The organism is Microbacterium sp. bgisy207, assembly GCF_965345035.1.
Lineage (GTDB): Bacteria > Actinomycetota > Actinomycetes > Actinomycetales > Microbacteriaceae > Microbacterium.
This window is the reverse complement of sequence record NZ_CBDRMG010000008.1, coordinates 1-26,467: the sequence shown is the minus strand read 5'-3', so window position 1 is coordinate 26,467 and position 26,467 is coordinate 1. Positions and strand designations below refer to the sequence as shown.

At 68.4% G+C, this 26,467-nt stretch carries 27 protein-coding genes; 17 read left to right on the top strand and 10 right to left on the bottom strand.

Features of this window, described 5'->3' with window-relative positions:
* Nucleotides 1-61: 61 nt before the first annotated feature.
* From ACSGC5_RS09195 to ACSGC5_RS09160, 8 genes are all read left to right on the top strand, one after another.
* Entirely contained in the window at nt 62-202 is a 141-nt protein-coding gene (locus ACSGC5_RS09195; RefSeq protein ID WP_434970339.1) for a hypothetical protein, read from the top strand.
* Nucleotides 199-288 (top strand): potassium-transporting ATPase subunit F, encoded by a 90-nt coding sequence (locus ACSGC5_RS09190; protein WP_434970338.1) that lies wholly within the window; start codon nt 199-201, stop codon nt 286-288. The genes ACSGC5_RS09195 and ACSGC5_RS09190 overlap by 4 nt, the downstream gene beginning before the upstream one ends.
* Complete coding sequence (gene kdpA, locus ACSGC5_RS09185) at nt 288-1,970, top strand: potassium-transporting ATPase subunit KdpA (protein ID WP_434970337.1); 1,683 nt, start codon at nt 288-290, stop codon at nt 1,968-1,970. The genes ACSGC5_RS09190 and kdpA overlap by 1 nt, the downstream gene beginning before the upstream one ends.
* Before the next feature lies 1 nt (nt 1,971).
* Nucleotides 1,972-4,128 (top strand): potassium-transporting ATPase subunit KdpB, encoded by a 2,157-nt coding sequence (gene kdpB, locus ACSGC5_RS09180; RefSeq protein WP_434970336.1) that lies wholly within the window; start codon nt 1,972-1,974, stop codon nt 4,126-4,128.
* Nucleotides 4,129-4,149: 21 nt separating this feature from the next.
* Nucleotides 4,150-4,758, top strand: a complete 609-nt coding sequence (gene kdpC / locus ACSGC5_RS09175) for a potassium-transporting ATPase subunit KdpC (RefSeq protein ID WP_434970335.1) — start codon at nt 4,150-4,152, stop codon at nt 4,756-4,758.
* A 2-nt stretch (nt 4,759-4,760) separates the two neighbouring features.
* The gene (locus tag ACSGC5_RS09170; protein WP_434970334.1) at nt 4,761-7,274 is read left to right on the top strand and encodes a DUF4118 domain-containing protein; all 2,514 of its coding nucleotides are present in this window, start codon (nt 4,761-4,763) and stop codon (nt 7,272-7,274) included.
* On the top strand, nt 7,271-7,963 hold the full coding sequence (locus tag ACSGC5_RS09165; RefSeq protein WP_434970333.1) for a response regulator: 693 nt from the start codon (nt 7,271-7,273) through the stop codon (nt 7,961-7,963). Before ACSGC5_RS09170 ends, ACSGC5_RS09165 begins: the two co-directional genes overlap by 4 nt.
* A 218-nt stretch (nt 7,964-8,181) precedes the next feature.
* Nucleotides 8,182-9,591: a cytochrome ubiquinol oxidase subunit I gene (locus ACSGC5_RS09160; protein ID WP_434970332.1), complete on the top strand. Its 1,410-nt coding sequence runs from the start codon at nt 8,182-8,184 to the stop codon at nt 9,589-9,591.
* A 78-nt stretch (nt 9,592-9,669) separates the two neighbouring features.
* Here ACSGC5_RS09160 and ACSGC5_RS09155 read toward each other — a convergent pair whose 3' ends face one another.
* The 4 genes from ACSGC5_RS09155 to ACSGC5_RS09140 form a co-directional block, all read right to left on the bottom strand.
* Nucleotides 9,670-10,509 carry a F510_1955 family glycosylhydrolase gene (locus ACSGC5_RS09155; RefSeq protein WP_434970331.1) on the bottom strand — a complete coding sequence of 280 codons (840 nt, stop codon included), beginning with the start codon at nt 10,507-10,509 and terminating at the stop codon, nt 9,670-9,672.
* A gap of 66 nt (nt 10,510-10,575) precedes the next feature.
* Nucleotides 10,576-11,280, bottom strand: coding sequence for a DUF305 domain-containing protein (locus ACSGC5_RS09150; protein ID WP_434970491.1), 705 nt, complete (start codon nt 11,278-11,280; stop codon nt 10,576-10,578).
* The gene (locus ACSGC5_RS09145) at nt 11,280-11,603 is read right to left on the bottom strand and encodes a DUF6153 family protein (RefSeq protein WP_434970490.1); all 324 of its coding nucleotides are present in this window, start codon (nt 11,601-11,603) and stop codon (nt 11,280-11,282) included. The genes ACSGC5_RS09150 and ACSGC5_RS09145 overlap by 1 nt, the downstream gene beginning before the upstream one ends.
* 180 nt (nt 11,604-11,783) lie before the next feature.
* Nucleotides 11,784-12,422: a PadR family transcriptional regulator gene (locus tag ACSGC5_RS09140; protein ID WP_434970330.1), complete on the bottom strand. Its 639-nt coding sequence runs from the start codon at nt 12,420-12,422 to the stop codon at nt 11,784-11,786.
* A gap of 198 nt (nt 12,423-12,620) precedes the next feature.
* On the opposite strand from ACSGC5_RS09140, the gene ACSGC5_RS09135 reads away from it, so the two are divergent.
* On the top strand, nt 12,621-13,301 hold the full coding sequence (locus ACSGC5_RS09135) for a DsbA family protein (protein ID WP_434970329.1): 681 nt from the start codon (nt 12,621-12,623) through the stop codon (nt 13,299-13,301).
* Between the two features lies 1 nt (nt 13,302).
* Here the strand turns inward: ACSGC5_RS09135 and ACSGC5_RS09130 are convergent, their stop codons facing one another.
* Nucleotides 13,303-14,211: a TerC family protein gene (locus ACSGC5_RS09130; RefSeq protein ID WP_434970328.1), complete on the bottom strand. Its 909-nt coding sequence runs from the start codon at nt 14,209-14,211 to the stop codon at nt 13,303-13,305.
* 73 nt (nt 14,212-14,284) lie between these two features.
* On the opposite strand from ACSGC5_RS09130, the gene ACSGC5_RS09125 reads away from it, so the two are divergent.
* The 7 genes from ACSGC5_RS09125 to ACSGC5_RS09095 all read left to right on the top strand — a co-directional run bounded on the left by ACSGC5_RS09125 (nt 14,285) and on the right by ACSGC5_RS09095 (nt 20,626).
* Nucleotides 14,285-14,848 (top strand): DUF4395 domain-containing protein, encoded by a 564-nt coding sequence (locus tag ACSGC5_RS09125; RefSeq protein ID WP_434970327.1) that lies wholly within the window; start codon nt 14,285-14,287, stop codon nt 14,846-14,848.
* Nucleotides 14,849-14,959: 111 nt separating this feature from the next.
* On the top strand, nt 14,960-17,299 hold the full coding sequence (purL, locus tag ACSGC5_RS09120; RefSeq protein ID WP_434970326.1) for a phosphoribosylformylglycinamidine synthase subunit PurL: 2,340 nt from the start codon (nt 14,960-14,962) through the stop codon (nt 17,297-17,299).
* Between the two features lie 9 nt (nt 17,300-17,308).
* Complete coding sequence (locus tag ACSGC5_RS09115; protein ID WP_267189853.1) at nt 17,309-17,440, top strand: hypothetical protein; 132 nt, start codon at nt 17,309-17,311, stop codon at nt 17,438-17,440.
* A gap of 58 nt (nt 17,441-17,498) precedes the next feature.
* Nucleotides 17,499-18,434: a hypothetical protein gene (locus ACSGC5_RS09110; RefSeq protein WP_434970325.1), complete on the top strand. Its 936-nt coding sequence runs from the start codon at nt 17,499-17,501 to the stop codon at nt 18,432-18,434.
* A gap of 178 nt (nt 18,435-18,612) precedes the next feature.
* Complete coding sequence (locus tag ACSGC5_RS09105) at nt 18,613-18,993, top strand: GntR family transcriptional regulator (RefSeq protein ID WP_434970324.1); 381 nt, start codon at nt 18,613-18,615, stop codon at nt 18,991-18,993.
* A complete protein-coding gene (locus ACSGC5_RS09100) occupies nt 18,990-19,943 on the top strand; it encodes an ABC transporter ATP-binding protein (protein WP_434970323.1) in 954 nt (317 codons plus the stop codon). Before ACSGC5_RS09105 ends, ACSGC5_RS09100 begins: the two co-directional genes overlap by 4 nt.
* On the top strand, nt 19,940-20,626 hold the full coding sequence (locus ACSGC5_RS09095; protein ID WP_434970322.1) for a hypothetical protein: 687 nt from the start codon (nt 19,940-19,942) through the stop codon (nt 20,624-20,626). Before ACSGC5_RS09100 ends, ACSGC5_RS09095 begins: the two co-directional genes overlap by 4 nt.
* Nucleotides 20,627-20,705: 79 nt before the next feature.
* Here ACSGC5_RS09095 and ACSGC5_RS09090 read toward each other — a convergent pair whose 3' ends face one another.
* The 4 genes from ACSGC5_RS09090 to ACSGC5_RS09075 all read right to left on the bottom strand — a co-directional run bounded on the left by ACSGC5_RS09090 (nt 20,706) and on the right by ACSGC5_RS09075 (nt 24,511).
* A complete protein-coding gene (locus tag ACSGC5_RS09090) occupies nt 20,706-21,623 on the bottom strand; it encodes a glycine betaine ABC transporter substrate-binding protein (RefSeq protein ID WP_434970321.1) in 918 nt (305 codons plus the stop codon).
* Nucleotides 21,624-21,717: 94 nt separating this feature from the next.
* Nucleotides 21,718-22,677, bottom strand: a complete 960-nt coding sequence (locus ACSGC5_RS09085; RefSeq protein ID WP_434970489.1) for an ABC transporter permease — start codon at nt 22,675-22,677, stop codon at nt 21,718-21,720.
* On the bottom strand, nt 22,674-23,975 hold the full coding sequence (locus tag ACSGC5_RS09080) for a quaternary amine ABC transporter ATP-binding protein (protein ID WP_434970320.1): 1,302 nt from the start codon (nt 23,973-23,975) through the stop codon (nt 22,674-22,676). The genes ACSGC5_RS09085 and ACSGC5_RS09080 overlap by 4 nt, the downstream gene beginning before the upstream one ends.
* Before the next feature lie 236 nt (nt 23,976-24,211).
* The gene (locus ACSGC5_RS09075; protein ID WP_434970319.1) at nt 24,212-24,511 is read right to left on the bottom strand and encodes a chorismate mutase; all 300 of its coding nucleotides are present in this window, start codon (nt 24,509-24,511) and stop codon (nt 24,212-24,214) included.
* A gap of 72 nt (nt 24,512-24,583) precedes the next feature.
* Here ACSGC5_RS09075 and ACSGC5_RS09070 point away from each other — a divergent pair, with 72 nt between their 5' ends.
* Complete coding sequence (locus ACSGC5_RS09070) at nt 24,584-25,747, top strand: AI-2E family transporter (RefSeq protein ID WP_434970318.1); 1,164 nt, start codon at nt 24,584-24,586, stop codon at nt 25,745-25,747.
* On the opposite strand, the gene ACSGC5_RS09065 is transcribed toward ACSGC5_RS09070, so the two are convergent.
* Nucleotides 25,744-26,467, bottom strand: a 724-nt coding sequence (locus ACSGC5_RS09065; RefSeq protein WP_434970317.1) for a response regulator transcription factor, incomplete at its 5' end; no start/stop codon positions are given. The genes ACSGC5_RS09070 and ACSGC5_RS09065 overlap by 4 nt on opposite strands.

Below are 26,467 nucleotides of genomic sequence, written 5' to 3'. Positions count from 1 at the left end.
CACGTGCCCCGGCACCCGCACGGATTCCCCGCGCGGGCCTCGACGCTCCGAAAGAGACACCGTGCTCGACATCCTCGTCGTGGCCGCCACCGTCGCCCTGTTCGCGCTGGTCGGCCTCCTCATCCCCGGCCTCGAAAGGCTCAGCCCGCGCCAGACCCGACCCGCTCGTCATCACGTGACCGACGGAGGCGACCGGCCGTGATCGTCATCTCGCTCCTGTCGCTGCTGCTGGCCATCGGCGCCGTTGTGTACCTGGTCGCCGCGCTCCTGGCACCCGAGAAGTTCTGATGGACGCTGCCGACATCTGGTCCGGGGTGCTGCAGTTCGCGACCGTGGTCCTGCTACTCGCCCTGCTCTACAGGCCGCTGGGCGACTACATCGCGTTCGTCTACACCTCGCCCCGCCACGCCCGCGTCGAACGCTGGCTGTACCGCGCGACGGGGGTCGATGAGACCTCCGAGCAAACGTGGCAGGCGTACGCCCGCAGCGTGCTGTCGTTCTCGCTCATCGGCGTCCTGTTCGTCTACGCCCTGCAGCGGCTGCAGGAGTTCCTGCCCTACGCGCTGGGCCTGCCCGCCGTCCCCGAAGGGCTCGCCTTCAACACCGCGGTGTCGTTCGTGACGAACACGAACTGGCAGTCCTCCTCACCCGAGCTGACCCTCGGCTACACCGTCCAATTCGCGGGTCTCGCGGTGCAGAACTTCGTGTCGGCCGCCGTCGGGATCGCCGTCGCGATCGCCCTCGTGCGGGGGTTCGCGCGCCGCGGCTCCGCCACGATCGGCAACTTCTGGGTCGATCTCGTGCGCGGGTCCGGCCGAATCCTGCTGCCCCTGTCGATCGTGGCTGCCATCGCGCTGCTCACGGCGGGAGTCGTCCAGAACTTCTCGGGGTTCACGGCGGTCGACACCCTCGCCGGCGCGACGCAGACCATCCCGGGCGGTCCCGTCGCCTCCCAGGAGGCGATCAAGGAGCTCGGCACCAACGGCGGCGGGTTCTTCAACGCCAACTCGGCGCATCCGTTCGAGAACCCCGCCCCGTGGACGAGCGCCTTCGAGGTCCTCCTGCTGCTGGCGATCCCGTTCGCGATGCCTCGCGCGTTCGGCAGGGTGGTCGGCGACAACCGGCAGGGCTACGCGATCGTCGCGGTCATGGGGTCGATCTTCGTCGCCTCCATCGCCGCCGTCTCATGGCTCGAGAGCCTCGGCCTGGGCACGGCACCGCACCTGGCCGGCGCCGCCATGGAGGGCAAAGAGACGCGGTTCGGCATCCTCGGCTCCACCCTCTTCGCCGGCGCGACGACCCTCACCTCCACTGGCGCGGTCAACTCGATGCACGACAGCTACACGGCCCTGGGCGGCATGATCCCCATGATCAACATGATGCTCGGCGAGATCGCGCCCGGCGGCGTCGGTTCCGGACTGTACGGGATGCTGGTGCTTGCCGTCATCGCGGTGTTCGTCGGCGGCCTGCTGGTGGGGCGGACGCCCGAGTACCTGGGCAAGAAGGTGGGCCCCCGCGAGATCAAGCTCGCGAGCCTGTACATCCTGGTCACTCCGCTCCTGGTACTCGCGGGCACGGCACTCAGCTTCGGCATCCCGGCCATCCGCTCGGATGTCGAGAACGTCTCGATCTGGAATCCCGGGGTGCACGGCCTGAGCGAGGTGCTCTACGCCTTCACCTCGGCGGCCAACAACAACGGCTCGGCCTTCGCCGGGCTGACGGCCAACACCGTGTGGCTCAACAGCGCACTGGGCGTGGCCATGCTCCTCGGGCGATTCGTCCCGATCGTCCTCGTGCTGGCCCTGGCCGGATCCTTCGCGGCACAGCAACGGATGCCGGTCAGTGCCGGCACCCTGCCCACCCACCGACCGCAGTTCGTCGGCCTCCTCGCGGGAGTCGCCGTGATCGTGACGGCCCTGACCTACTTCCCCGTTCTCACGCTGGGTCCCCTGGCGGAAGGGCTCCTCTGACATGTCCACCCTCGCCTCCCCCTCACCCCGCGCACGCTCCCCCCGCACTCGTACGGACCGCGCCCGAGCCTTCAGCGCACAGGCGCTCGTGCGCGCCCTGCCCGGGGCTCTGCGCAAGCTCAACCCCGCGTCGCTGTGGCGCAATCCGGTCATGCTCCTCGTGTGGGTCGGGGCTGCCCTGACGACGCTGATCGCAATCGCAGAACCGTTCCTCGGCGGCCCCGAAGCCTCGGGCGGTTCGGCGGTTCCCGCCGGTTTCACCTGGGGGATCGCGGTCTGGCTGTGGCTCACGGTGCTGTTCGCGAACCTGGCCGAGTCTGTCGCCGAGGGCCGCGGCAAAGCGCAGGCCGCCTCCCTGCGCAAGATCCGCACCCAGACCCTCGCCCACCGCGTGGCACAGTACGACGGGACGTCGGATGCCGCCGCCGAGCACGCCGCCGTGATCGACGTCGCCTCGAGCGACCTGCGCCTCGGAGACGTCGTCGTGGTCGGACCCGGCGAGCTGATCCCCGGGGACGGCGACATCGTGGCGGGCATCGCGACCGTCGACGAGTCAGCCATCACGGGCGAGTCCGCACCGGTCGTCCGGGAGTCCGGCGGCGACCGCTCGGCCGTCACCGGCGGCACCCGGGTGCTCTCCGACCGCATCGTCGTACGGATCACCTCCCAGCCCGGGCAGACCTTCGTCGACCGGATGATCGCACTCGTCGAAGGAGCGGCGCGCCAGAAGACGCCGAACGAGATCGCGCTCAGCATCCTGCTGGCGAGCCTGTCGATCGTGTTCGTGGTCGTCGTGGCGACGATGAACCCGATCGCGTCGTACGCCGCCGCTCCCGTGAGCATCCCCGTGCTCGTGGCGCTGCTGGTGTGCCTCATCCCCACCACGATCGGCGCGCTCCTGTCGGCGATCGGCATCGCGGGCATTGACCGACTCGTCCAGCGCAACGTCCTGGCGATGTCGGGTCGCGCCGTCGAGGCAGCGGGCGACGTCACGACCCTGCTGCTGGACAAGACCGGGACGATCACCTACGGCAATCGCCGCGCGGTCGAGGTCATCCCGGCACCCGACGTCCCGGCCGAGGAGCTCGCCCGGATCGCCGCGCTCTCGTCGCTGTCGGACCCCACCCCCGAGGGCAGCTCCATCGTCGAGCTGGCGGCTGCGCGCGGCATCCGCGTCGACCTGCCGTCCGATGCCGTGCCGGTGCCGTTCACTGCCCAGACGCGCATGAGCGGGATGGACCTGGCGGACGGCACGCAGGTGCGCAAGGGCGCGGGGTCGGCGGTCATGGCGTGGCTCGATGAGGCAGGAGCCGGTCCCGAGCCGGCGGTGCGCGCGGCGATCTCCTCGGCAGCGGATGCGATCGCGGCCGATGGCGGGACGCCCCTGGTGGTCGCGACCCTGGATGCCACCGGCCGGGCCGCCGTCCACGGGGTCGTGCACCTGAAGGATGTCGTCAAAGAGGGCCTGCGCGAGCGATTCGACGAGCTGCGCGCGATGGGCATCCGCACCGTCATGATCACCGGCGACAACCCGCTCACCGCCCGCGCCATCGCGGCCGAGGCCGGTGTCGACGACTTCCTCGCCGAGGCGACGCCCGAAGACAAGCTCGCGCTCATCCGGCGAGAGCAGACCGGCGGCAACCTCGTCGCCATGACCGGAGACGGCACGAACGATGCACCCGCGCTGGCGCAGGCCGACGTCGGGGTCGCGATGAACACCGGCACCTCGGCGGCGAAGGAGGCCGGGAACATGGTCGACCTCGACTCGGATCCGACCAAGCTCATCGACATCGTCCGGATCGGCAAGCAGCTGCTCATCACGCGCGGGGCGCTCACGACGTTCTCCCTCGCGAACGACGTCGCCAAGTACTTCGCCATCATCCCGGCGATGTTCGTCGGGATCTTCCCGGGGCTCGCCGCGCTGAACATCATGCAGCTGAGCAGTCCGGCATCGGCGGTCACGAGCGCGATCATCTTCAACGCCCTCGTGATCATCGCGCTGATCCCGCTGTCGCTGCGAGGCGTGCGCTACCGCGCCGTCAGCGCCTCGGCCCTGCTCGGGCGCAACCTGCTCGTCTACGGCCTCGGCGGCATCATCGCGCCATTCGCCGGCATCAAACTCATCGACCTCGTCGTCAGCATCCTGCCCGGATTCTGACCCGCACTCCGGGAGAACCTCATGTCTTTGCGGATCCTCGCTCGCACCCTCGCGGTGTCGCTTCGCGCCATGGTCGTCGCCACCGTCGTGCTCGGCATCGGCTACACGCTTCTGATCACCGCCGTCGGCCAGCTCGCCCTGCCCTGGCAGGCCGGCGGCTCCCTCGTCACCGACTCGACAGGTCGCGTCGTGGGCAGCGCGCTCATCGGGCAGTCCTTCGCGGATGCCGAGGGCGTGCCCCTTGCGCAGTACCTCCAATCACGCCCTTCGGCAGCCGGCGACGGGTACGACGCGGGAGCCTCCGGCGGCAGCAACGAGGGGCCCGAGAACGCGACGTTGATCGAGCAGATCGCGCAGCGTCAGGCGGCGATCGCGACCCGCGACGCGGTGGCGGTCGCCGCGATCCCTGCTGACGCCGTGACCGCGTCGGCGTCGGGCCTTGACCCCCACATCAGCCCCGAGTACGCGTTGCTGCAGGTCCCCCGCATCGCCGCTGCCCGGGACCTGGACGAGGCCACCGTGCGCGAGATGATCGAGTCTAGGATTCAGTCACGCGACCTCGGCTACCTCGGCCAACCCAGGGTGAACGTCCTCGAGGTCAATCTCGCGCTGGATCGTCTGGAGGGCTGACCATGGGCGCAGGGCGGCTCCGGGTCCTGCTCGGCGCAGCGCCCGGGGTCGGCAAGACCTACGAGATGCTCAGCGAGGGCCGCCGCCTGCGCGACGAGGGCCGCGACGTCGTCATCGCCGTCGTCGAGACGCACGGGCGCGCAGCCACTCTCGCGCTGACGCACGGACTCGAGGAGGTCCCGCGCCGCGTCGTCACCCATCGCGGGGTCGAGCTGCGCGAGATGGATCTGGATGCCGTGCTCGCCCGCCGACCGCAGCTCGCCCTGGTCGACGAGCTCGCCCACACCAACGCCCCCGGCTCCCGACACGCGAAGCGCTGGGAGGACGTCGACGAGCTGCTGGCGGCAGGCATCGACGTGATCGCCACCGTGAATGTGCAGCACATCGCGTCCCTGGGCGCGGTGGTCGAGCAGATCACCGGGGTCCCGCAGCGGGAGACGGTGCCGGATGCCGTCGTACGCGCCGCCGATCAGATCGAGGTGGTCGACCTGGCGCCGCAGGCGCTGCGCGACAGGCTGGCGGCGGGCCTGGTGTACCCCGCCGAGCGGGTCGACGCGGCACTGTCGAACTACTTCCGGCTCGGAAACCTCACGGCGCTGCGGGAGCTCGCTCTACTCTGGCTCGCCGACGAGGTCGACTCCGCGCTGCAGCAGTACCGGCGACAGCACGGCATCGAGGGCACGTGGCAGGCCCGCGAGCGCGTCGTCGTCGCTCTCACCGGCGGACCCGAAGGCGATACGCTGCTGCGCCGCGGAGCCCGTATCGCCGCCCGGTCGGCGGGCGGCGAGCTCCTGGCCGTCCACGTCGCCGGCCAGGACGGTCTGCGCTCGGCCGCACCGGGCTCGCTCGCTGACGCGCGCGCTCTGGTCGAAGCCCTCGGCGGGACCTATCACCAGCTCGTCGCAGACGACATCCCGCGCGCGCTCGTGGATTTCGCGCGGTCGGTCAACGCGACCCAACTTGTGATCGGGGTGAGCCGCCGGAACCGGCTGTGGTCGGCCCTCGGCGATCCTGGGATCGGCGCGACCGTGATCCGGGAGTCCGGCGATATCGACGTCCATATCGTGACGCATGCCGCAGCCGGCAGAGGCTCGGTCCTTCCCCGTCTGCGTGGCGGTGCGCTCAGCGTCAAGCGGCGCATCCTCGGCTTCGTCGTCGCGGTCGTCGGCGGACCCCTCCTGTCATGGTTTCTCCTGAGCTTCCGCAGCGCGGACTCGATCACCGCCGATGTCCTCGCGTATCAGCTGCTCGTCGTGATCGTCGCGCTCGTCGGGGGGATCTGGCCCGCGCTGTTCGCCGCCGTCCTCTCCGGTCTCACCCTCGACTTCCTCTTCGTGGAGCCGTATTTCACCGTCACGATCGCCGATCCCGCCGAAGCGGTCGCGCTGGCGCTTTACGTCGTGATCGCAGTGTTGGTCAGCTACGTCGTCGATCAGGCAGCCAGGCGCACGCGGCTCGCCCAGCGCGCGTCGGCGGAGTCGGAACTGCTCGTGACGGTCGCGGGCAGCATCCTGCGCGGGCAGAGCGCGTTGCGTGCCCTCGTCACGCGCGCCCGCGAGGCCTTCGGGATGACCGGCGCGCGCCTGGTCGCCGCCGACGGCACGGTCCTCGCCACCGACGGCGAACCCGTCCCCGACGGCAGGTTCACGACCCTCGAGGTGCGCCGGGGCGGCGAGACCCAGGCCGTGCTCGAACTGCACGGAGGGGACCTGGATGCCACGACCCGGCGCCTGGCCGACGTCATCGTCGCGCAGCTGGGCGCGGTTCTCGAGCAGACCGAGCTGGCCGAGTCGGCACGGGAGGCTGATGTGCTCGCCGAGACCGATCAGGTACGCTCAGCGCTCCTCTCGGCAGTCAGCCACGACCTTCGCCGACCGCTGGCGGCCGCCGTGGCCGCGGTCGGGGGACTGCGCGCCCTGGGCGTCGAGCTCTCGGCTGCGGACCGCGGCGAGCTGCTGGCCACAGCCGACGAGAGCCTGCGAACCTTGACGCAACTCGTGACCGACCTGCTCGATGTAAGCCGGGTGGAGGCGGGCGTCCTGGCGGTGTCGCTGTCGCCCGTCGACGCCATGACGGCCATCTCGGCGGCGCTGGACGAGCTCGGCGCCGGTCCGGACGCGGTCGAGCTCGCCATCGACACAGACCTGCCTCCGCTGCGCGCCGACCCCGTGCTCCTGCAGCGCGTCATCGTCAACGTCATCGCCAACGCGCTGCGTCACGCTCCCGCCGGAACGCGCGTGCGCATCTCCACGAGCGGGCTGGCCGAGGCGGGCGAGATCCGTATCATCGACCACGGGCCCGGCATCCCGTCGGATGCTCGCGATCAGGTGTTCGTCCCGTTCCAACGCCACGGCGACAGCGACAATGCCGTCGGGCTGGGCCTCGGTCTCGCCCTCTCGCGCGGGTTCACCGAGGGCATGGGCGGAACTCTCACCCCCGAGGACACTCCCGGAGGCGGACTGACCATGGTCATCTCGCTTCCGCTCGTACGCCCCGTAGGCACGGAGGAGTCGTGAAGATCCTCATCGCCGACGACGATCCCCAGCTCGTCCGGGCGCTTCGGATCACCCTGACCGCCCACGGCTACGACGTTGTGACGGCGGGGGACGGGGCGGCCGCTGTCGTCCTGGCCGCGCAGACTCATCCGGATGTCGTCCTGCTCGACCTCGGGATGCCGAACCTCGGCGGTGTCGAGGTCATCGCGGCGCTGCGAGGCTGGACGCAGGCGCCGATCATGGTCGTGTCGGGCCGGACGGGGTCTGCGGACAAGGTCGAGGCGCTGGATGCCGGAGCCGACGACTACGTGACCAAGCCGTTCCAGATCGACGAGCTGCTCGCGCGGTTGCGCGCCCTGGCGCGCCGCAGCGCCTCGGTACCCGGCGATGCGCGCGTCGCGTTCGCCAACGTCGAGGTCGATCTCGCGGCCAGGTCGGTCCGCCGCGCCGGCGAACGCGTGCATCTGACACCCACCGAGTGGCGCATCCTCGAGTTCCTCGCGCGCCACCCGGGCGCGCTCGTGACGCGTCAGACACTGCTGAAGGAGATCTGGGGCACCGATCAGGTCGCCGACACCGGCTACCTTCGCCTCTACCTGTCGCAGCTTCGCAAGAAGCTCGAGGTCGACCCGTCGCATCCGGTGCACCTGCTGACCGAGTCGGGCATGGGCTACCGGCTGGTGCTCGACGCCGACCAACGCGAGGGGTGACGACAGTCGCGACGGGGTGCGCGCACTCTGCGAGCAGCCTCCGCGCCGCGGTGATCACCGCCGGCTCGCCTCTGTGGTCTGACCACGTGTTAGTCTGTGGTCTGACCACTCTGGTCGTCACACCTGCACCGTGACGACATCCCTGCTCGCGCCGACCGCGCCCTGACCAGCGCACCCGTCGACAAGCGTGGGGACCGCACCGAGACGGAGACCACCTCGTGGACCTTCTGGACCCGCTACTGCTTGCCCGGTGGCAGTTCGGCCTGACGACGCTCTATCACTACCTGTTCGTGCCGCTGACCCTGGGGATGGCGCCTGTCGTCGCGATCTTCCAGACCGTCTGGTACCGCACCGGAAACGTGAAGTGGCTGCACCTGACGCGCCTGTTCGGGAAGATCTTCCTCATCAACTTCGCGATGGGCGTGGTCACCGGCATCGTGCAGGAGTTCCAGTTCGGCATGAACTGGTCGGCCTACTCCCGCTTCGTCGGCGACGTCTTCGGCGCACCGCTCGCATTCGAAGGACTCATGGCCTTCTTCTTCGAAGCCACCTTCGTCGGCCTGTGGATCTTCGGCTGGGATCGCCTCCCCCGCCTGCTGCACCTCGCCTCGATCTGGATGGTCGTGCTCGGCTCGACCCTCTCGGCCTACTTCATCCTCGCGGCCAACGCGTTCATGCAGAACCCCGTCGGCTATCGCCTCGCCGAGGACGGCAGTCGCGCCGAACTCACCGACATCCTTGCCCTGTTGACCAATCCGGTCGTCCGGGCGGCGTTCCCGCACACCGTGTTCTCGGCGTGGATGTTCGCCGCAGCCGTCGTCGTGGCCGTGTCGGCCTGGCACCTCTCGCGCGGTCAGCACCTCGACACGATGCGCGCGTCGCTACGGGTGGCGCTATGGGGCGTGGTCGGATCTTTCGCGCTCGTGGCACTCTCGGGCGACCAGCTGAGCCTCGTGATGGTCGAGACCCAGCCGATGAAGATGGCCGCCGCCGAGGCGATGTGGAACACGGCCTGCGGGGCGGATGCCTCCTTCTCGGTCTTCTCGCTCGGTACGCCGGATGGCAGCGAAGAGATCTGGTCGCTGCGCGTGCCGTACCTGCTCTCGCTGCTGTCGACCCATTCGCTCGACGGGTGCGTCGAGGGCATCAACGATCTCCAAGCCCTGTACACCGCCGAGTTCGGCGCCGGCGTCGACTACACCCCGATCATCTGGGTGACCTACTGGTCGTTCCGATGGATGATCGCGCTCGGCGGCCTGGCGGCCCTCGTCGCGGTCGCCGGTCTCTGGGTGACCCGGGCGAAGGCGACCCGCCCCGTCGCGCCGTGGATGTGGAAGGTCGCGGTCTGGTCGGCGCCGCTGCCGCTGCTGGGCGCCCTGGTGGGCTGGGTGTTCACCGAGATGGGCCGCCAGCCATGGATCGTGTTCAGCCTCATGCTGTCCGAGGATGGCGTGTCCCCGAGCGTGCCGGGATGGACGGTGCTGATCTCGCTGCTCGCGTTCACGCTCATCTACGCGTCGCTCGCGGTGGTGGAGTTCGGCTTGATCGTGCGGGCCGCGCAGAAGGGACCGGTCGAGGAGGCAACGGATGCCGAGGGCAGTCCCCAGGTCGCGACGACGGTCTACTGAGCCGCGGCCGCGGCATGCGTCTCCTGCTGCGGTAGAACGGCACCGGTGTTGACCGAGGCCGTTGCCGATCGATCGGAGTCAGGGTCCGGCCGGCAGCAGGGTGAGGCCGCTGTCGTCGGCGACGAGAATGCTTCCGGTATCGGTGATCGCGGTCGCTTGAGCGGCGCCGTGCACGGTGCCCACCTCATTCCACGCGCTCGCCCCGACCGCATGGACCCAGATCTTCTCATCCGCATCCACGCCCGCGATCAACTCACCGTTCGGCGACACAGACAATGCGTAGAGCATGGGCGCACCTGGCCATGGCTGGAACGACCGCGCCCCATCCGTGCTGACCCGCAGCCCGTCTGGTGTTGCGGCGACCACGTTCCCGCCACTAGTGACCACAAGGCCGACCGCCATCAGCTGGCCACCCGTCGGAGCCCACGAATCGCCCCCATCCGTACTGGCCAGTATGTCGATGGCGTCGGTGGCCAGACCGTACACGGTGCCGTCGCCGCCGGCAGCGAGAGCGTGGAAGTCCTTCTCGCCGGTAAACGCCACCGGCTCCCAGCTCTCCCCGGCGTCTGCGCTACGGATGATGCCGAGATTGTGATCGCCGAGCTCGGTAGGGGTGTCTGGTCGGGGGTGCCCCGAGGCGATCAGATCCTCGCCCACGACAGTGAGTCCCATCGCATCGAAACCGTAGGCGCCCACCCGCGAGAGCAGTTCTCCGTCCGCGCTGGCCGCGAAGATGCCGTCGTGAGTGCCGAGGAGAAACCCGTCGCGCTCGGGATCAGGAACGATGGCGTGTACATGGGATGCCATCGCGGCGTGAGCGGTGCCCGTCGACGGTGGTCCTCCCGTTGCGCATCCGGCCAGCACGAGCAGCCCGGACAGAGCAAGGGCGGCCGTGGTCGCACGCAGGTGAACTGGCATATGCGTCCCTTTCAGGTTGCGGCAGGGGAGCCACCGGAGCAGGCCCGATGACACCCCTGCCGAGTGTCAGATCTGCGCCAGCAGATCCCGCATCAGGGCGATCTCGGCCGTCTGCGCATCGGCGATCGTCTGCGCCAGAGCAATCACGTCCGGGTGTCGACCTTCAGACAGTTCGACCTGCGCCATCTCGATCGCGCCCTCGTGGTGAGTGATCATCTGCTCCAGGAACAGCCGGGCAGCCTCCGCACCTTCGGCGGCGTCCAGCGCCGCCATGTCGTCGGCGGACATCATGCCGTCGCCCATGTCCATGCCATCCGTGCCACCGGCATGCGACATCCCCCATGCCTCGAGCCACGACTGCATCAGCTCGATCTCCGGGGCCTGCGCATCTTTGATCTGTTGCGCAAGCTCCCGTACGCGCGGATCGACGCCGGACTTCGCCAGCACCATGTCGCTCATCTCCACCGCCTGCTGGTGATGCGGAATCATCATCATCGCGAACATCGAGTCCGCCGTATTGAACTCCGCCTGCGCCTCTAGCGAGGATGGCGCGGAGGGAGACATCCCCTCGCCGTGATTCATGCCCGGCATCGAACCCGATCCGGCCTCGGTGCACCCGGCAAACACCAACGCCAGTGCGAGCGGCGCCGCCGACAGCGCGACCAAACGAGACTTCTTCATGACAAACCTGTCCTTCTCATCGAACGTGAAATGCGCCCGCATGCGGGCATGACTCAGCTCCCCACCGCAGGGGTGGAGGACGAGTCCCATCACGTACGACTGATCGACAATTCGAGAAGAGACGGCGGTCTCGGGCGTACCGGAATCGGGGGCCGGATGGCGAGGGCGACAATGCCCGGTCGACCGAACCTGCGGACCACCCCTGGCCCGGTCCGAGCGACCAGCATGACCGTGACGAGCAGACCGAGCACGCACGCCAGCATCATCGCGCCGTGCTCGCCGCCGCCGCAATCGGCACAACCGACCTCGGGGGCCCCGGAGGGCGCTGCCATCGCATTGTGATCGTGCCCGCCTCCATGCTCGACGGCCGAGACAGGCACCGGCTCTGAATGACCGACGGAAAGAGTATGCATACCCAAGAGGCCCACGACCACAAGAGCGGCGAACACCACCGACATCGCCCACTGCCAGAACACTGGCGGGCGAAGCTCACGAGCGACGGGACCCAGCATGATGTACCGATCTCAGAATACCCCGCCCCGGTATGCATCCGATACGTGAGGCGGAGGACCTATGCCCGACCGATTCCACCCTCACGGACTGGCGTTGACGGGACCGGTCTTGACGGGGTCGGTCTTGACGGAGTCGGTCTTGACGGGGCGGCCGCGCTTGGGTCGCTGGGTGGCGATCTCCAGCGCCATAGTGTGCGAAGGATGCCTCGCCAGGCGTTCCTGCGCTTGATCGAGCCAGCGCACCTCTGCCTCGGCGGCGAAGATCATCGCGTCGAGCACCAGCGACCAGGCGAACTCCTCGGGACCGCCCGCGGTGCCGCCCGAGAACGCGGTGCCCCGCAACGACGAAAGGTGCGCGAGCGATGCGTCGCGCTGAGCTCGGATGAGCTCCGCGACATCCACCCCGGGAAGAGTCGCGGCCACCGCGAGTTTGATCGCAAGTTCGTCACGGGTGCCTTGGCTCCGCGCGACGGGCGAGGTGAGCCACTCCGCGGCAGCCGCCGAGCCGGCATCCGTGATCTCCCAGTACGTGTGGCCGTCCTTGTCGACCTCGCGCCGCGACACCAGGCCATCCCGTTCCAGCCGCTCGAGGGTGCTGTAGATCTGGCCGACGTTCAGAGGCGAGGTCGACCCCGTGCGGCGATCGAACTCGGACCGCAGCTGATACCCGTAGCAGGGTCCTTGATCGAGGATCGCCAGCAGGCTCTGCCTCACCGACATCCGCGCCTCCCTGGCGGCGATGTGCATACCGGGTAACCCATCGCTCACTCCATGGATACCGTCCGATGACGGGGCGGCGCAGCTGCGTATCGCGCGTTTGGCGAAATCCCCTATATGGTCTGACCACAGACAGGCTCCGATCGTCGGGATCCACCGAAGGATTGGGCCCCGCGGGCATCGCGGGCGTAGAACGGCATCGTGTTCGGTTCCCCTCGGCAACGCCTCCTCGGATGCCTCACCCTCCTGCCGGTCCTCGCCGTTGCCGCTGCAGCCTGCTCCCCGGCGGCGGCCACCGCCCCCTCGCCCGCGTCGGTCGATCCGGTCGCGGGCATCACGGTCGGCGAAGGAGAGGTCGACATCCAGCTGTGGAGCGATCCGTCCTGCCCCCACTGCATGACCCTGGACGACGCGATCGGAGACGAGCTGGCCGACGTCATCGCGAACGGCACTGCCACGTGGACGCTGCATCCGATGACGTACGTGAGCGCCAAGCGCGGCGACACGACCGACTACTCGACGCGCGCCGCAGCACTCCTGTTCGGGGTGGCCGCGGCGGGGGATGCCGACGCGGTCCTTCCGCTGTATGAGCTGATCCAACAGAACCAGGTCAGCGCCGAGGGCGCACCGACCGACGCGGACCTGGTCGGTTTCGCGGCCGCAGCGGGCTCGTCATCCGACCTGTCGACGGCGATCACGGACTACGCGGCTATCGCGACCGCCGCCAACGAGGCGTGGTTGTGCGCGGCGATCCCCGGCACGGATCAGGTCGTCGACCATGTGCCCTTGCTGGTCATCGACGGCACTGTGTTCGAGGTTCGCGAAGACGGGACGGATGCCGCGCGCTTCCGCGCCGCGGTCACCGACGCGACAGCGGACTGATTCAGCCCAGCCCCTCGCGGTGCGGCACGTCGGAGCCGACGGTCTCGCCGGCGACGGGCTTGCGCGAGAGCCCGACCGAGCCGGACGCCGGATCCTTCGACAGCGCCGCGGCCACCGCAACCGATTCGTCGACATCCGGATACTGCGGCCGCAGCTGCACGGCCTGACGCTTCTTCTGCTCGCGCTTGGCTTTGCGCGACGAGTACGTGAGATTCAGCGCCTCGACAAAGATCGCGAACACCATCGGTCCGTAGATGAACGCCTTGTCGATCTTGATGTGGAAGCCCTCGGCGATGAGGAAGACGCCGATCAGCAGCAGGAACGACAGCGCCAGCATCTTCACGGTCGGGTGCGCGTTGACGAACGCGAAGATGAACCGCGACGCGAAGAGCATGATGCCGAACGAGAGCACCACGACGGTGATGATGATGACCATGTTGGAGGTCATTCCGACGGCGGTGATGACCGAGTCGAGCGAAAAGACGATGTCCAGCAGCAGGATCTGTGCGATCACCGAGCCGAAGGTCACGCCCTTGCGCCCGCCGGCGCCGTCGCCGTGCTCCTCCTCCGACCCCTCGAGCTTGTGATGGATCTCGGTGACCGCCTTGTAGACGAGGAACAGGCCACCCGCGATGAGGATGAAGTCCTTCCACGAGAACGAGATGCCCCACAGGGTCACGACCGGCTCGGTCAGGGTGATGATCCACCCCGCCGCGAACACGAGGCCGACGCGGATCAGCATCGCAAGCGTCAGCCCGAGGTTGCGCGCCCGCGCCTGTTGCTCCTTCGGAAGCTTGGAGGCGAGGATCGAGATGAAGATGACGTTGTCGACGCCGAGCACGACCTCGAGCACGAACAGCGTCACGAAGACGGCGATGAGGTCCGGCGTGAAGGCAAAGGAGAAGTCCACGGGGACAGCGTAGGGGGTGGATGCCGAGAGCCTGGCATCTTCCCCTTATACCCCCACGGGTATTATGGACGGCATGTCCTCGCCCTCCCCGGAACGCCTCACCAGACCCGTCATCGGCGAATGGGTCGACGGCATCGACATCCCGGTCATGAATGAACGTGTCGTGCGCGCCTCGGCCGGCATCCTGTTCCTCCTCGGCTTCGCCGCGTGGCTGTCGGGCGCGATCACCGGCGATCTGCAGTACATGCGCGGATTCGGCATCCTGTTCGCGCTCGAGATGTTCCTGCGCCTGTTCATCGGCACCCGCTTCACCCCGACGCTGCTGCTCGGCGCCCTCATCACGCGTCCCCAACGGCCCGAGTGGGTGGATGCCGTCCCCAAGCAGTTCGCCTGGGGATTGGGGTTCGTGATGGCGCTCCTGGGCTGCCTGTCGCTGGGGTGGCTGGGACTGCCGGCGGTCATCGCGCAGACGATCTGCGCCGGATGCCTGCTGCTGCTGTTCGCCGAGTCGGCCTTCGGCATCTGCGTGGGCTGCGAGCTCGCACGCCGGTTCAGCAGGCGCAAGCCCCAGCTGTGCGCCGGCGACACCTGCACCTACACCCCGCCGCGACGCGGCGAGCGCCACTCGATCCACTGACTCCGCTCCCGGTGAGCAGGGACACGGATGCCGAAAGCGCCCGCCGCATAGACTGGACGTGCCCGCACGCCGGCGCCGGTCTCGGCACATAGACCACTGGAGTCCCCCCTCGTGAGCACCCCGAACACTCCCGCGCGGCCCGCCGCAGATACCGTCGAGAACGCCGCCGCGACCCCGGAACGGGAGCAGCCGTACGGTGCGCTCGGGCTGAAGGATGACGAGTACGCGCGCATCCGCGAGATTCTCGGCCGGCGTCCCACGAGCGGCGAACTGGCGATGTACTCGGTGATGTGGAGCGAGCACTGCTCCTACAAGTCCAGCAAGATCTACCTGCGCCGGTTCGGGCAGAAGGTCAGCGACGAGATGCGCGAGCGCCTCATGGTCGGCATGGGACAGAACGCGGGAGTCGTCGACATCGGCGAGGGCTGGGCGGTGACCTTCAAGGTCGAATCGCACAACCACCCGAGCTACATCGAGCCCTTCCAGGGGGCAGCAACCGGCGTCGGCGGCATCGTCCGCGACATCATCTCGATGGGCGCGCGCCCCGTCGCCGTCATGGACCAGCTGCGCTTCGGCGCGATCGACCACCCCGACACCGCGCGCGTCGTGCACGGCGTCGTCTCGGGTATCTCGTTCTACGGCAACTGCCTGGGCCTGCCGAACATCGGCGGCGAAACCGTGTTCGACGCGGTCTACCAGGGCAACCCCCTCGTCAACGCCCTCGCGGTCGGTGTCCTCCGTCACGAGGACCTGAAGCTCGCCAACGCCTCCGGCGCCGGCAACAAGGTCGTGCTCTTCGGCGCCCGCACCGGCGGCGACGGCATCGGCGGGGCATCCATCCTCGCCTCCGACACGTTCGCCGACGGCGGCCCCACCAAGCGCCCCGCCGTGCAGGTGGGCGACCCCTTCGCCGAGAAGGTGCTCATCGAGTGCTGCCTCGAGCTGTACCGTGACGGCCTCGTCGAAGCGATCCAAGATCTCGGCGCCGCCGGCATCTCGTGCGCCACGAGCGAGCTGGCCGCCAACGGCGGCAGCGGCATGCGGGTTGACCTCGACAACGTGCTGCTGCGCGACCCCACGCTCACTCCCGAAGAGATCCTCATGAGCGAGTCGCAGGAGCGGATGATGGCGATCGTCGCGCCCGAGAAGCTCGACGCCTTCCTGGAGGTCACCGGCCGCTGGGAGGTCGAGACGAGCGTGCTCGGGGAAGTGACCGGCGACGGCCGTCTGCAGATCTTCTGGCACGGCGAGCAGATCGTGGATGTCGACCCCGCGACCGTCGCGGTGGACGGCCCGGTCTACGAGCGGCCCGTGGCGTACCCGACCTGGATCGATGCCCTCCGCGATGACTCCGCGAGCGCGCTGCAGCGCCCGAGCGAGCCCGATGACGTGCGCGAGCAGTTCCTGGCCCTCGTGGCCAGCCCCAACCTCGCCGACACCTCCTGGATCACGAACCAGTACGACTACTACGTCCTGGGCAACACGGCGCTGGCCTTCCCCGACGACGCCGGCATGGTGCGCGTGGATGAGGAGTCGGGCCTGGGCTTTGCGATCGCGACCGACTGCAACGGCCGCTACTGCCAGCTCGACCCATATCAGGGAGCGCAGCTGGCCCTCGCCGAGGCGTACCGCAACGTCGCCGTCACGGGCGCGAAGCCCGTCGCGGTCACCGACTGCCTGAACTTCGGCAGCCCCGAGAACCCCGAGGTCATGTGGCAGTTCGGTCAGGCGGTCGACGGCCTCGCCGACGGATGCCTTGAGCTCGGCGTCCCGGTCACCGGCGGCAACGTGTCGTTCTACAACCAGACCGGCGATCAGCCGATCTTCCCCACCCCCGTCGTCGGCGTGCTCGGCATCATCGATGACGTCGCCCGCCGCATCCCGTCGGGGTGGCAGGATGCCGGCGAGAACATCTACCTGCTCGGTGTCACCGCGAACGAGCTGAGCGGATCCGCGTGGGCCCAGACGGTGCACGGGCACCTCGGCGGCCGTCCGCCGGCGGTGGACCTTGCCGCGGAACGGCGCCTGGCCGACCTCCTGCACGCGGGGGCGCTGCAGGGCCTGATCTCGAGCGCGCACGACCTGTCCAGCGGTGGCCTGGCACAGGCCCTGGCCGAGAGCGTGATGCGGTTCGGGGTGGGCGCGCGCGTGTGGCTCGATGAGATCATCGAGCGCGACGGCGTGGATGCGGCATCCGCCCTGTTCTCGGAATCGACCGGGCGCGTGATCGTCTCGGTGCCTCGCGAGGACGACGTGAAATTCCGGGGTCTGTGCGAAGGGCGAGGCTATCCGGTGCTGCGCATCGGCGTCACCGATGCCCCTGGCGACGGTGCCGGCCCGAGCCTGGAGGTGCAGGGGCTGTTCACCGTCTCGGCGGCTGAGCTGCGCGACGTGGCCAGAGCGACCCTTCCCGCCGCCTTCGGGCCGACGATCGTCGAACCTGCCCTCTAGACTGATCGCATGTCCGACGACGACACCAACGTCTACAGCGAGACCCGACAGCGACGCATCAAGATCGTCGCCTGGGTCGTGATCGTCTCGCTCATTCTCGTGGGCGGCGGCGCCACCGTCCTCGCCCTGCTGTTCGGCTGAGCCCCTCTTCCGGCTTCCCCCCGTGCCCGGCGGGGGATGACGCGGTTAGCATGAGGGCGTGGAACCGATGTTCCAATTCCTCGGCAGCTACTGGTGGCTCGTCTTTCCGCTCATGGGAGTGATGGCCTCGATCGGTAGCGCCTGGGAGCGATCGGCCCGCCGCCGGCACAAGCGGCGGCTCGAGATCATCGCAGCCAAACGCGAGTTGCGCGCCGCGCAGGCAGCCGCGCGAGGCCGACCACTCATCGGTTTCGTGCCGCCCGGCGCGAGGGCTGGCGCCTCTCGTTCGACGGGCCACGACGGTGCCTCCGAGGCGGCCGCGGCGCAGACGGCGGGCCCGCCGGCGAGCACCAGTACCTCGGCGACACCGCTGCAGAAGCTGATGGCGACGCATGATGCGGTGACGGCGCGGTGGCTCGAGTACGAGCTGGATGTCGCAAAGCTCATCGCGTTCCCCGCCATGAGCGATGGCCGCCAGCCGCTGACGGCCGCGTTCCTGCGCGCCAAGAAGATCGCCGACCGGGCGCGTCCGGAGTCCGCTACCGCCCGCGTCAGCGCGGAGCAGCTCGCGGAGTACCGGGCTGCCGTCACCGACTACGAGGTGGCCTTCGAGCTCGCGGAGCGGGATGCGCGCCGCATCCGTGACTCGTCCTTCAGCGCGGGTGAGCGCAAGCGGCTCACCACCGCGAAGCAACTCCTGACGGTCGCCGTCGACCAGGCCGCGACCCCCGCGGAACGACAGCTCGCCTATCGGCGCGTCCGCGAGGAACTCGACGGGCTGCTTGCCCTGTCGGATGACGCCATCACCGTGCTCGAGAAGCGCGTCGCTCTCGAGTTGGCGCCGGGCAGCGCGACGACCTCGGGCGAGCCGGATGCCGCGGCGTCGGCGCCGTCGTCCGAATCCGCTCCCGGCGGCGCGGCCGACCGGCCGGCTCCCCCGACCGCACCGACGCCCCGCGTGTGGCCGGTCCCTTCCCGCACGCCGCGCTCCTGACCGCCTGACACGAGGGTCTCGCCGCGGCACGAGTTCCTCGCGCGCGCATCGCTCCTCGCCTCGGCGGACTCCCCCCCCCCCCCCGGGGCAACCTCGCACGACCACGACACTTGACGCATCTCTCGTTCTATGGTTACCTACTTGAGTAACTAACCCAAGGACATCGCCGGAGGCGCGGATGATCGAAGAAGGCAAGGCCCTCTTCCTGCAGATCGCAGAGAGCGTGGAGGACTCGATCGTCGACGGCAGCCTGCCCGAACAGACGCAGGCACCATCGACGAACGAGCTCGCCGCCTTCTACCGCATCAACCCGGCCACGGCCGCGAAAGGAGTGACGATGCTCGTCGACAAGGGCGTGCTCTACAAGCGACGGGGGATCGGCATGTTCGTGGCCCCCGGGGCCCGCGAGAGCCTGCTCGCCGAACGGCGTGCGGCGTTCCGCGAGCGGTACCTCACCCCCCTCCTGGCCGAGGCCCGAAAGCTCGGACTCGGCACCGAAGACCTCGCGCAGCTTCTCCGTGAGCACGCGCAGACCACAACGACGGAAGGCACACAATGACCATCCCTGACGCCGCAGGTGCGCACGAATCGGTGATCGAGGTGACAGGCCTCACGAAGCGATACCGAGACGCCGTCGCCGTCCAGGACGTGAGCTTCTCGATCCGCAAAGACACGATCTACGGCCTGCTCGGACGCAACGGCGCCGGCAAGACGACTGTCATGTCGATCCTCACGGCCCAGAACTTCGCCACGTCTGGTGAGGTGCGGGTCTTCGGCGAGCATCCGTACGAGAACGCCCGCGTGTTGCGCCGAATGTGCTTCGTGCGCGAAAGCCAGCGCTACCCCGACGATGCGAAGCCCATCCACGCGTTTGCGACGGCGAAGCTGTTCTTCCCGAACTGGGACCAGGACCTCGCCTACCGGCTCATCGCCGACTTCCGGCTGCCGGTGCGCACGAGGATCAAGAAGCTCTCGCGGGGGCAGCTCTCGGCGGTGGGCGTGATCATCGGCCTCGCCTCTCGCGCCGAGGTCACGTTCTTCGACGAGCCGTACCTCGGACTGGATGCCGTCGCCCGGCAGATCTTCTACGACCGGCTGCTGGAGGACTACACCGAGCACCCCCGCACCGTCATCCTCTCGAGCCACCTGATCGACGAGGTCTCGAACCTCATCGAGCGAGTGCTGGTGATCGATCGGGGACGCATCATCATGGATGCCGCGACCGACGACGTCCGCGATCAAGCGACCGCGATCGTCGGCGATGCCGCTGCCGTCGATGCCTTTGTCGCTGGGCGCGAGGTGCTCCACCGCGAGAGCCTCGGCCGCGTCGCCTCCGTCACTGTCGCGGGCGCACTGTCTGCAGACGAGCGCTCCCGCCTGACCGCGGCCGGGCTGGAGATCGGTCCGGTGTCGCTGCAGCAGTTGATCGTGCGCACAACCCAGCACGCCGATGAAGCGGATGCCGCAGCATCCGATGCCCGCATCACCACGAAGGGAGGCCCGCGATGAACCGGGTCGGAAACGTCGTTCGCATGCAGCTGGTCAACAAGCAGACGTTCATCTGGGTGCCGCTGCTCGTGCTCGGGGGCACGCTCGCGGTCACCCTTCTGATCTGGGCGATGCTCCCCCCGGAAGCAGTGAAGTACGGCGGCGGTGCTCAGGCGCCGATGTGGTACTTCTTCGCCGTAGGCATCATGGGCATGACACAGACGTTCCCGTTCTCGCAGGCGATGAGCGTCACGCGACGTGAGTTCTTCCTCGGCTCGCTGCTCACCGCCTCTTTGACCTCGGCCATCCTGACGGCGATCTTCGTCATCGGCGGGTTCATCGAGAAGGCGACCAATGGGTGGGGCGTCAACGGGTACTTCTTCTACCTGGACTGGATCTGGAGCGCGGGGGCGGTCGTCGCGGCAGCGGTCATCCTGTTCATGACGATGACCTTCTTCGTCACCGGCTTCGCGATCGCCACGATCTACAAGCGGTTCGGCCCTACCGTGCTGACGATCATCCTCGTCGGGCTGGGTCTTCTGCTGGTCGGAGCGTTGTGGCTCATCGGGCGCCTGAACGCCTGGGGTCAGGTGTTCGGCTGGATCGTGACACAGGGCCCGCAGGGCCTCGCGGTCGGGCTGCTCATCGCCCTCGTCGCCCTCTCCGGCATCGGGTACGGCCTCCTCCGACGCGCGACCCCCTGATCGGCCCCGCTGATCGCAGGGATGACAGAAGGGGCTCCCGGCCATACGGCCGGGAGCCCCTTCTGTCACGCTGAGCAGGTCACTCGACGATGATGGTGCTGAAGGCGTTCGGGTTCTCCGAGATCCACGCCTCGACGGCCTCGGCCTCGCGGCCCTCACCGTACTCGTTCACGACCATGTCCTCGAGCGAGGCGTAGTCGGCGTCATCCAGCTGGATGCCGGCGATGAGCTCCGCAGCCTCGGCGCAACGCTCCGAGAATCCGGTGGTGCCCAGGAAGTGCAGAGCCTCCGGCTCGCCCATGGCGCCCATGGGGTCTTCGAGGTCCTTCAGACCGTAGGCCTCGTTGGCCCAGAAGGGACGCCAGGAGGTCACCACGATGTCCTCCTGCGCGTCGACGGCGTTGCCGAGCTCGGTGAGCATGGCGGCCGTCGAGGAGGTGACGAGCTCGTACTCGCCCTCCAGGCCGTACTCCGGGATCATCACGTCCTGCGTCTGGGCCGTCAGGCCCGCGCCGGGCTCGATACCGACGATGCGGCCACCGAAACGGTCCGCGTTGCCGGCGAGGTCCTCGATCGAGGTGATGTCGACATACTCGGGCACGGCGATGGTGAGCTTCGCGCCCTCGTAGTAGGCACCGAGGTCTTCGATGTCGTCGCCGTACTCGTCCATGTAGTCGGCGTGCGTGAGCTCGGGCCATGCCGACGGGTAGATGTCGACGTCGCCCTGTGCAAGCCCCGCGTAGAGGGGTCCCGCCTCGGTCAGCGTCTGCATCTGGACGTCGATCCCGAGCGCGCCCAACTGGTTCTCCAGCAGGTATGCGGTGCTCAGGCCGTCGGTCCACGAGGGGAGGAATCCGAGCGTGACGGTGTCGCAGGTGACATCGCCGGCGGCATCGGTCTGGCCGTCGTCCGTGTTCGCGGTGCCGCTGCAGCCCGCCAGCGCGAGCGAAGCCGCCGCCCCGAGGACCAGTGCTGTGCTGAGGTGTCGCTTGTTCATGTGAAACGCATCCTTCATGTATGTCTCGTTCGTTCCGTATCTTCTTCTCTTGGTGGGAAGCGGCATGAGGTGCACGCTTCCGTTCAGCCGGTAGTCACCGGCTGCCCGCGGGGCGGAGATCCTCCGCCCGCGCGTGGTTCTGGGAGTCCTCGTTCGACGGCTGCTCCGGTGTGGCCGAGCGGGCGCTGCGGCGTCGCGCGAGAACGCCCAGCAGCGACGAACGGTAGTCGGCGGGATTGCCCAGCGCGGCGGTCACCCGGTCCAGGTAGACGGCGATGATCACGACGCCCAGACCCGCTTCCACACCCAGCGCCAAGTTGACCGTCGACACGGACTGGACGACGATCTTGCCCAGCCCATCCGCACCGACGATTCCGGCCAGCACCGCCATCGACAGCGCCAGCATGATGACCTGGTTGACGCCGGCCATGATGGTCGGCGTGGCAAGCGGGAGCTGGATCCCCCGGAGGATCTGCGACGGGGTCGCGCCGAACGCCTGTCCCGCCTCGACCGTCTCCGAATCCACCCCTCGGATGCCGAGCTCCGTCAGTCGCACGCCCGGAGGCAGCGCGAAGATCACGGTCGCGACCAGACCCGGCACGACACCGATGCTGAAGAAGGTGATCGCGGGGATCAGGTAGACGAAGGCCGGCATCGTCTGCATGAAGTCCAGGACGGGCTTGAGGATCGCGCGCACGGTGTCGTTGCGCGCGGACCAGATCCCGAGCGGGATGGCGATGGCCAGGGCGACCACCGTCGCCACGAGCACGAGGGAGAGCGTCTGCATCGTCGCGACCCACAGGCCCATCGCGACGATCAGCAGGAACGCGACTGCGGTGCCGACGGCCATCTGCCAGGAGCGCACCAGCCATCCGATGAGCGCGAAGATGAGGATCATGGCCGGCACCGGGACGGCCAGGAGAATGTCGGTGAGCCCATCGACGAGGAAGCGCACGACGACGGTGATCACGTCGAACAGGCCGCTCAGGTTGTCGCGAAGCCAGTCGACGGCGGTCTCGACCCACTCGCCCAGAGGGATGCGGAAATCCATCAGACCACCTCTTCCGTGTCGCTCGACCGGGCTTCGTCATGGGGCAGCTGTGCGAGCACCTCGTCGATCTCGGCACCGGGGACGGGCAGCACCGGGATGGTGATCTCACCGGTGGCGCCGGGCCCCGGCCCGAGCGCGGCCAGCAGCGTCACGCGGGGGATCACCCCGGTCAGCCGCCCGCGGTCGTCGACCACGGCAAGCGGCAGGGGGGACTCCACAGCGGGGACGAAGAGGTTGATGAGGACCTCGTCCTCCCGAACGCTCTGGGGAACGCGCTTGATCACCGAGGCGATCGAGTTCTCTCCTGCCCGGACGAGCTTGATCGCGTCGCGGTCGCTGACGACACCCAGGAGCGTGCGATCGCGCCCCACGACGTAGGCAGCAGCCGAGTATGCGTCACGCATCTGTCGCAGTGCGGTTCGCGGCCCGGCGTTCTCGGGAACCACGGCGCGGGCCCGTTCCATCACATTGGCGGCCGTGAGCACCCGAGCCCGGTCCACGTCCTGCACGAACTGCTCCACGTAGTCGTTGGCCGGGTCGGTGAGGATGTCCTCCGGTGTGCCGATCTGCACGATCCGACCGTCCCGCATGACGGCGATGCGGTCGCCGAGGAGCATCGCCTCGTTCAGGTCGTGCGTGATGAAGACGATCGTCTTCTGCAGCTTCTGCTGCAGATCGAGCAGTTGTTCCTGCATCTCTCGGCGGATCAGCGGATCCAGGGCACTGAACGCCTCGTCCATCAGCAACACATCCGGATCGGCGGCCAACGCGCGCGCGATTCCGACACGTTGCTGCATGCCGCCGGACAGGGCGGAGGGGAGCTTGTCGCCCCATCCCTCCAGGCCGACCAGCGCGAGAATCTCCTCCGCCTTGGCCAGGCGCTCGGCGCGCGGCACCCCACGCAGCTGCAGCGGATAGGCCACGTTGTCGGCGACCGATCGGTGCGGCAGCAGAGCGAAATGCTGGAAGACCATCGAGACCCGGTCTCGGCGCAGCTCGCGAAGCTTCGTGGGCGTGGTGTCGGTGACCGACTCGCCGCTGACCGTGACGGAACCGGCCGTCGCCTCGTAGAGACCGTTGAGCATCCGGATGATGGTGGACTTGCCCGAGCCGCTGAGGCCCATGATCACGAAGATCTCGCCCTTCTGGACGGAGAAGCTCGCGTCGATGACAGCCGCGGTGCCCTGATCCGACACGTCTGCGCGCGATTCACCCGCACGCAGACGTTCGACGACATGACGAGCGTTCTTGCCGAAGACTTTGTAGAGCCCTCGCGCTTCCAGAGCAGGAGATGTGGTCACTGTGCACCTTGGCAGCCGCTGCAGCTGGCTGCATCGGTCACGCCCGGGTGGCGATCACGGGCACGCGGAATCGGGCACGCATGCGCTGGCGTCGAATGTCGGATCCGAGCACGATCACCGACCGTACGCTCGCCGGCACCTGGGCCGACAACCGCGGACTGGGTCGAAGGGTTCGGGAACCCAGCGGCCCAACCTAGCAGGCTTCGCGGGCGATCTCCACCCCGTGGCGCCTCCGTTCAGCGCCCGTCGGCTGCCTCGGTGTGGTGGCGGATCACCTCGGCGACGACGAAATTGAACCACTTCTCGGCGAACTCCGGATCGAGATCCGCCTCGATGGCAAGCCGCCGCAGCCGGCCGGTCTGCTGCTCTTCCCGAGCCGGATCGGAGGGCGGCATGCCGTGCTCCGCCTTCAGCACTCCGACCTGCTTCGTCGCACGGAATCGCTCCGCGAGCATGAAGATCAGGGCGGCGTCGATGTTGTCGATCGTCGCGCGCAGGCGCATCAGGTCGGCGACAGGATCGCTTCGCTCGGACATCACCACTCCCTTCGAACTGTGTCGAGAGTATCGCCTCCCCTTCGGAGAGACGGCGGGCCATAGAGTGTGACCATGAGCGACCAGAGCCAGACCCCGTCGTCGCCGGCGGAGCCCGATGCGGACACTCCTGCGCAGGACGTTTCGGCAGCCGACAGCGCCCCCGCCCAGGTCCCCGAGCGGCGGTCGTTCTGGGTGGGTCTGAACCAGCCGTTCGCGGTCGGGTTCGCGGTCACCCTCGGCGGGTTGGCTGCCGTTCTGCTGGGTCTTGCAGTGTCGAACCTCGCGACGGTCATCATCTACATCAGCTTCGCGCTCTTCGCCGCGCTGGGGCTGGATCCGATCGTGCGGGCCCTTGAACGCAAGGGGGTCAAGCGGGTCTGGGGCATGGTGATCGTCTACGTCGGTTTCTTGCTCGCGATCGCGGGGGTGCTCCTGCTGATCATGCCGACTGTCATCGCCCAGGTCGCGCAGTTCATCCGCGACATCCCGACGATGATCGGCGACTTCGAGAAGTCCGACGCTTTCGCCTGGCTGCAGGCGAACTTCGGCGACCAGATCGGCACGATCCTCAACGACGTGGAGAGTTTCATCCTCAATCCCGCCAACATCGCGTCGATCACCGGTGGTGTGTTGGCGGTCGGTGCCGGGATCGCCACGGCGCTCTCGGGCATCGTGATCGTGATCGTCTTGAGTCTGTACTTCCTCGCGTCGCTGAACACGATCAAGGCGAGCTTCGTCCGCCTGACGCCCGCGAAGACACGCGCGAAGGTCGCCGCGATGACCGAGCAGATCACGGACGGCATCGGCGGCTACCTCATGGGAATGGTGATCCTCGCCTTCTTCAATTCGGTGGTCGCGTTCTTCCTGCACCTGTTCCTCGGGCTGCCGTTCCCCGCGCTGATGGCCGTGATCGCGTTCTGCATCACCCTCATCCCGCTCATCGGTCCCGTGCTGTACTGGGGCATCGCCACCGTGATCGCTTTGTTCTCCGACCCGATTTCGGCCCTGATCTTCGCCGCGCTGTATCTGATCTACATGCAGCTGGAGGCATACGTGCTGACGCCGCGCGTCATGAACAGGGCGATCTCGGTCCCGGGGTCCCTCGTGGTGATCGGGGCGCTCGTGGGTGGGACGCTTCTCGGTCTGCTGGGGGCCCTCGTGGCGATCCCCATCACCGCATCGATCCTTCTCATCATCAAGCAGGTCGTGATCCCGCGACAGGACGCCAAGCTCTAGGAGGCGTGCTCCGCCGCGCGCCGGGATCGTTCGAGCAGTCCCAGGCGGTAGGCGGCGGGCAGCGCATGGCGCCGCGAACTCACACCGAGCTTGCGGTAGATCCCGGACAGCTGCGTCTTGACCGTACTCGGCGACACCGACAGCGCCTTGGCCACGTCCGAGACCGATTCATGGCGCTCGAGCGCCTTGAGCACGATCGTCTCGCGCGGCGTGAGGCGGGGAAGATCGGCGACGACGAGGACGGCTGCAACGCGCTCCACGGCTGCCTCGAATCCCCCGCGCACCGATCGCTCCGCCCTGTCGGCGATTTCGTCCATCAGCCAACCCGGCAGGTGCGCGATGATCCGGACGAGTCCGGCCGCGACGACCATCCGACTGATCACTGCGCTGTCCCCGGTCGTGGGCGACCGGCCCAGGACGGCATCCGCCCAGATCCGAATCAGAAGCGCCTCCGCGCGTTCCACAAGGCTGCTCGTCGACAGGCCCAGGATGCCTGCGGCGATGCTCCTTGCCTCCGCCGCCCGACCGGACCGCATCTCGAGGTGAGCGGTTGCCAGCCGCACGAGCGGCCCCTGAGGCGCTCCGGTCAGCACCTCGCGCGCGCGCTCGGGTTCGGAAAGCTGCGACAGCGCGTGCGCCTTCATGGACGCCACGACGTCGCGCGCGAACGCGCTGTGTCGTCCCGGATGCGTCACCTCAGCGAACTCGACGATCTCTAGC

Coding starts and splice junctions, on each gene's coding strand:
- kdpA (WP_434970337.1), top strand. CDS start 288: ATGGACGCTGCCGACATCTGGTCCGGGGTGCTGCAGTTCGCGACCGTG.
- kdpB (WP_434970336.1), top strand. CDS start 1,972: ATGTCCACCCTCGCCTCCCCCTCACCCCGCGCACGCTCCCCCCGCACT.
- kdpC (WP_434970335.1), top strand. CDS start 4,150: ATGTCTTTGCGGATCCTCGCTCGCACCCTCGCGGTGTCGCTTCGCGCC.
- ACSGC5_RS09170 (WP_434970334.1), top strand. CDS start 4,761: ATGGGCGCAGGGCGGCTCCGGGTCCTGCTCGGCGCAGCGCCCGGGGTC.
- ACSGC5_RS09155 (WP_434970331.1), bottom strand. CDS start 10,509: ATGCCAGTTCACCTGCGTGCGACCACGGCCGCCCTTGCTCTGTCCGGG.
- ACSGC5_RS09150 (WP_434970491.1), bottom strand. CDS start 11,280: ATGGGACTCGTCCTCCACCCCTGCGGTGGGGAGCTGAGTCATGCCCGC.
- ACSGC5_RS09145 (WP_434970490.1), bottom strand. CDS start 11,603: ATGCATACTCTTTCCGTCGGTCATTCAGAGCCGGTGCCTGTCTCGGCC.
- ACSGC5_RS09140 (WP_434970330.1), bottom strand. CDS start 12,422: ATGTCGGTGAGGCAGAGCCTGCTGGCGATCCTCGATCAAGGACCCTGC.
- ACSGC5_RS09125 (WP_434970327.1), top strand. CDS start 14,285: ATGTCCTCGCCCTCCCCGGAACGCCTCACCAGACCCGTCATCGGCGAA.
- ACSGC5_RS09115 (WP_267189853.1), top strand. CDS start 17,309: ATGTCCGACGACGACACCAACGTCTACAGCGAGACCCGACAGCGACGC.
- ACSGC5_RS09105 (WP_434970324.1), top strand. CDS start 18,613: ATGATCGAAGAAGGCAAGGCCCTCTTCCTGCAGATCGCAGAGAGCGTG.
- ACSGC5_RS09100 (WP_434970323.1), top strand. CDS start 18,990: ATGACCATCCCTGACGCCGCAGGTGCGCACGAATCGGTGATCGAGGTG.
- ACSGC5_RS09095 (WP_434970322.1), top strand. CDS start 19,940: ATGAACCGGGTCGGAAACGTCGTTCGCATGCAGCTGGTCAACAAGCAG.
- ACSGC5_RS09090 (WP_434970321.1), bottom strand. CDS start 21,623: ATGAACAAGCGACACCTCAGCACAGCACTGGTCCTCGGGGCGGCGGCT.
- ACSGC5_RS09075 (WP_434970319.1), bottom strand. CDS start 24,511: ATGTCCGAGCGAAGCGATCCTGTCGCCGACCTGATGCGCCTGCGCGCG.
- ACSGC5_RS09070 (WP_434970318.1), top strand. CDS start 24,584: ATGAGCGACCAGAGCCAGACCCCGTCGTCGCCGGCGGAGCCCGATGCG.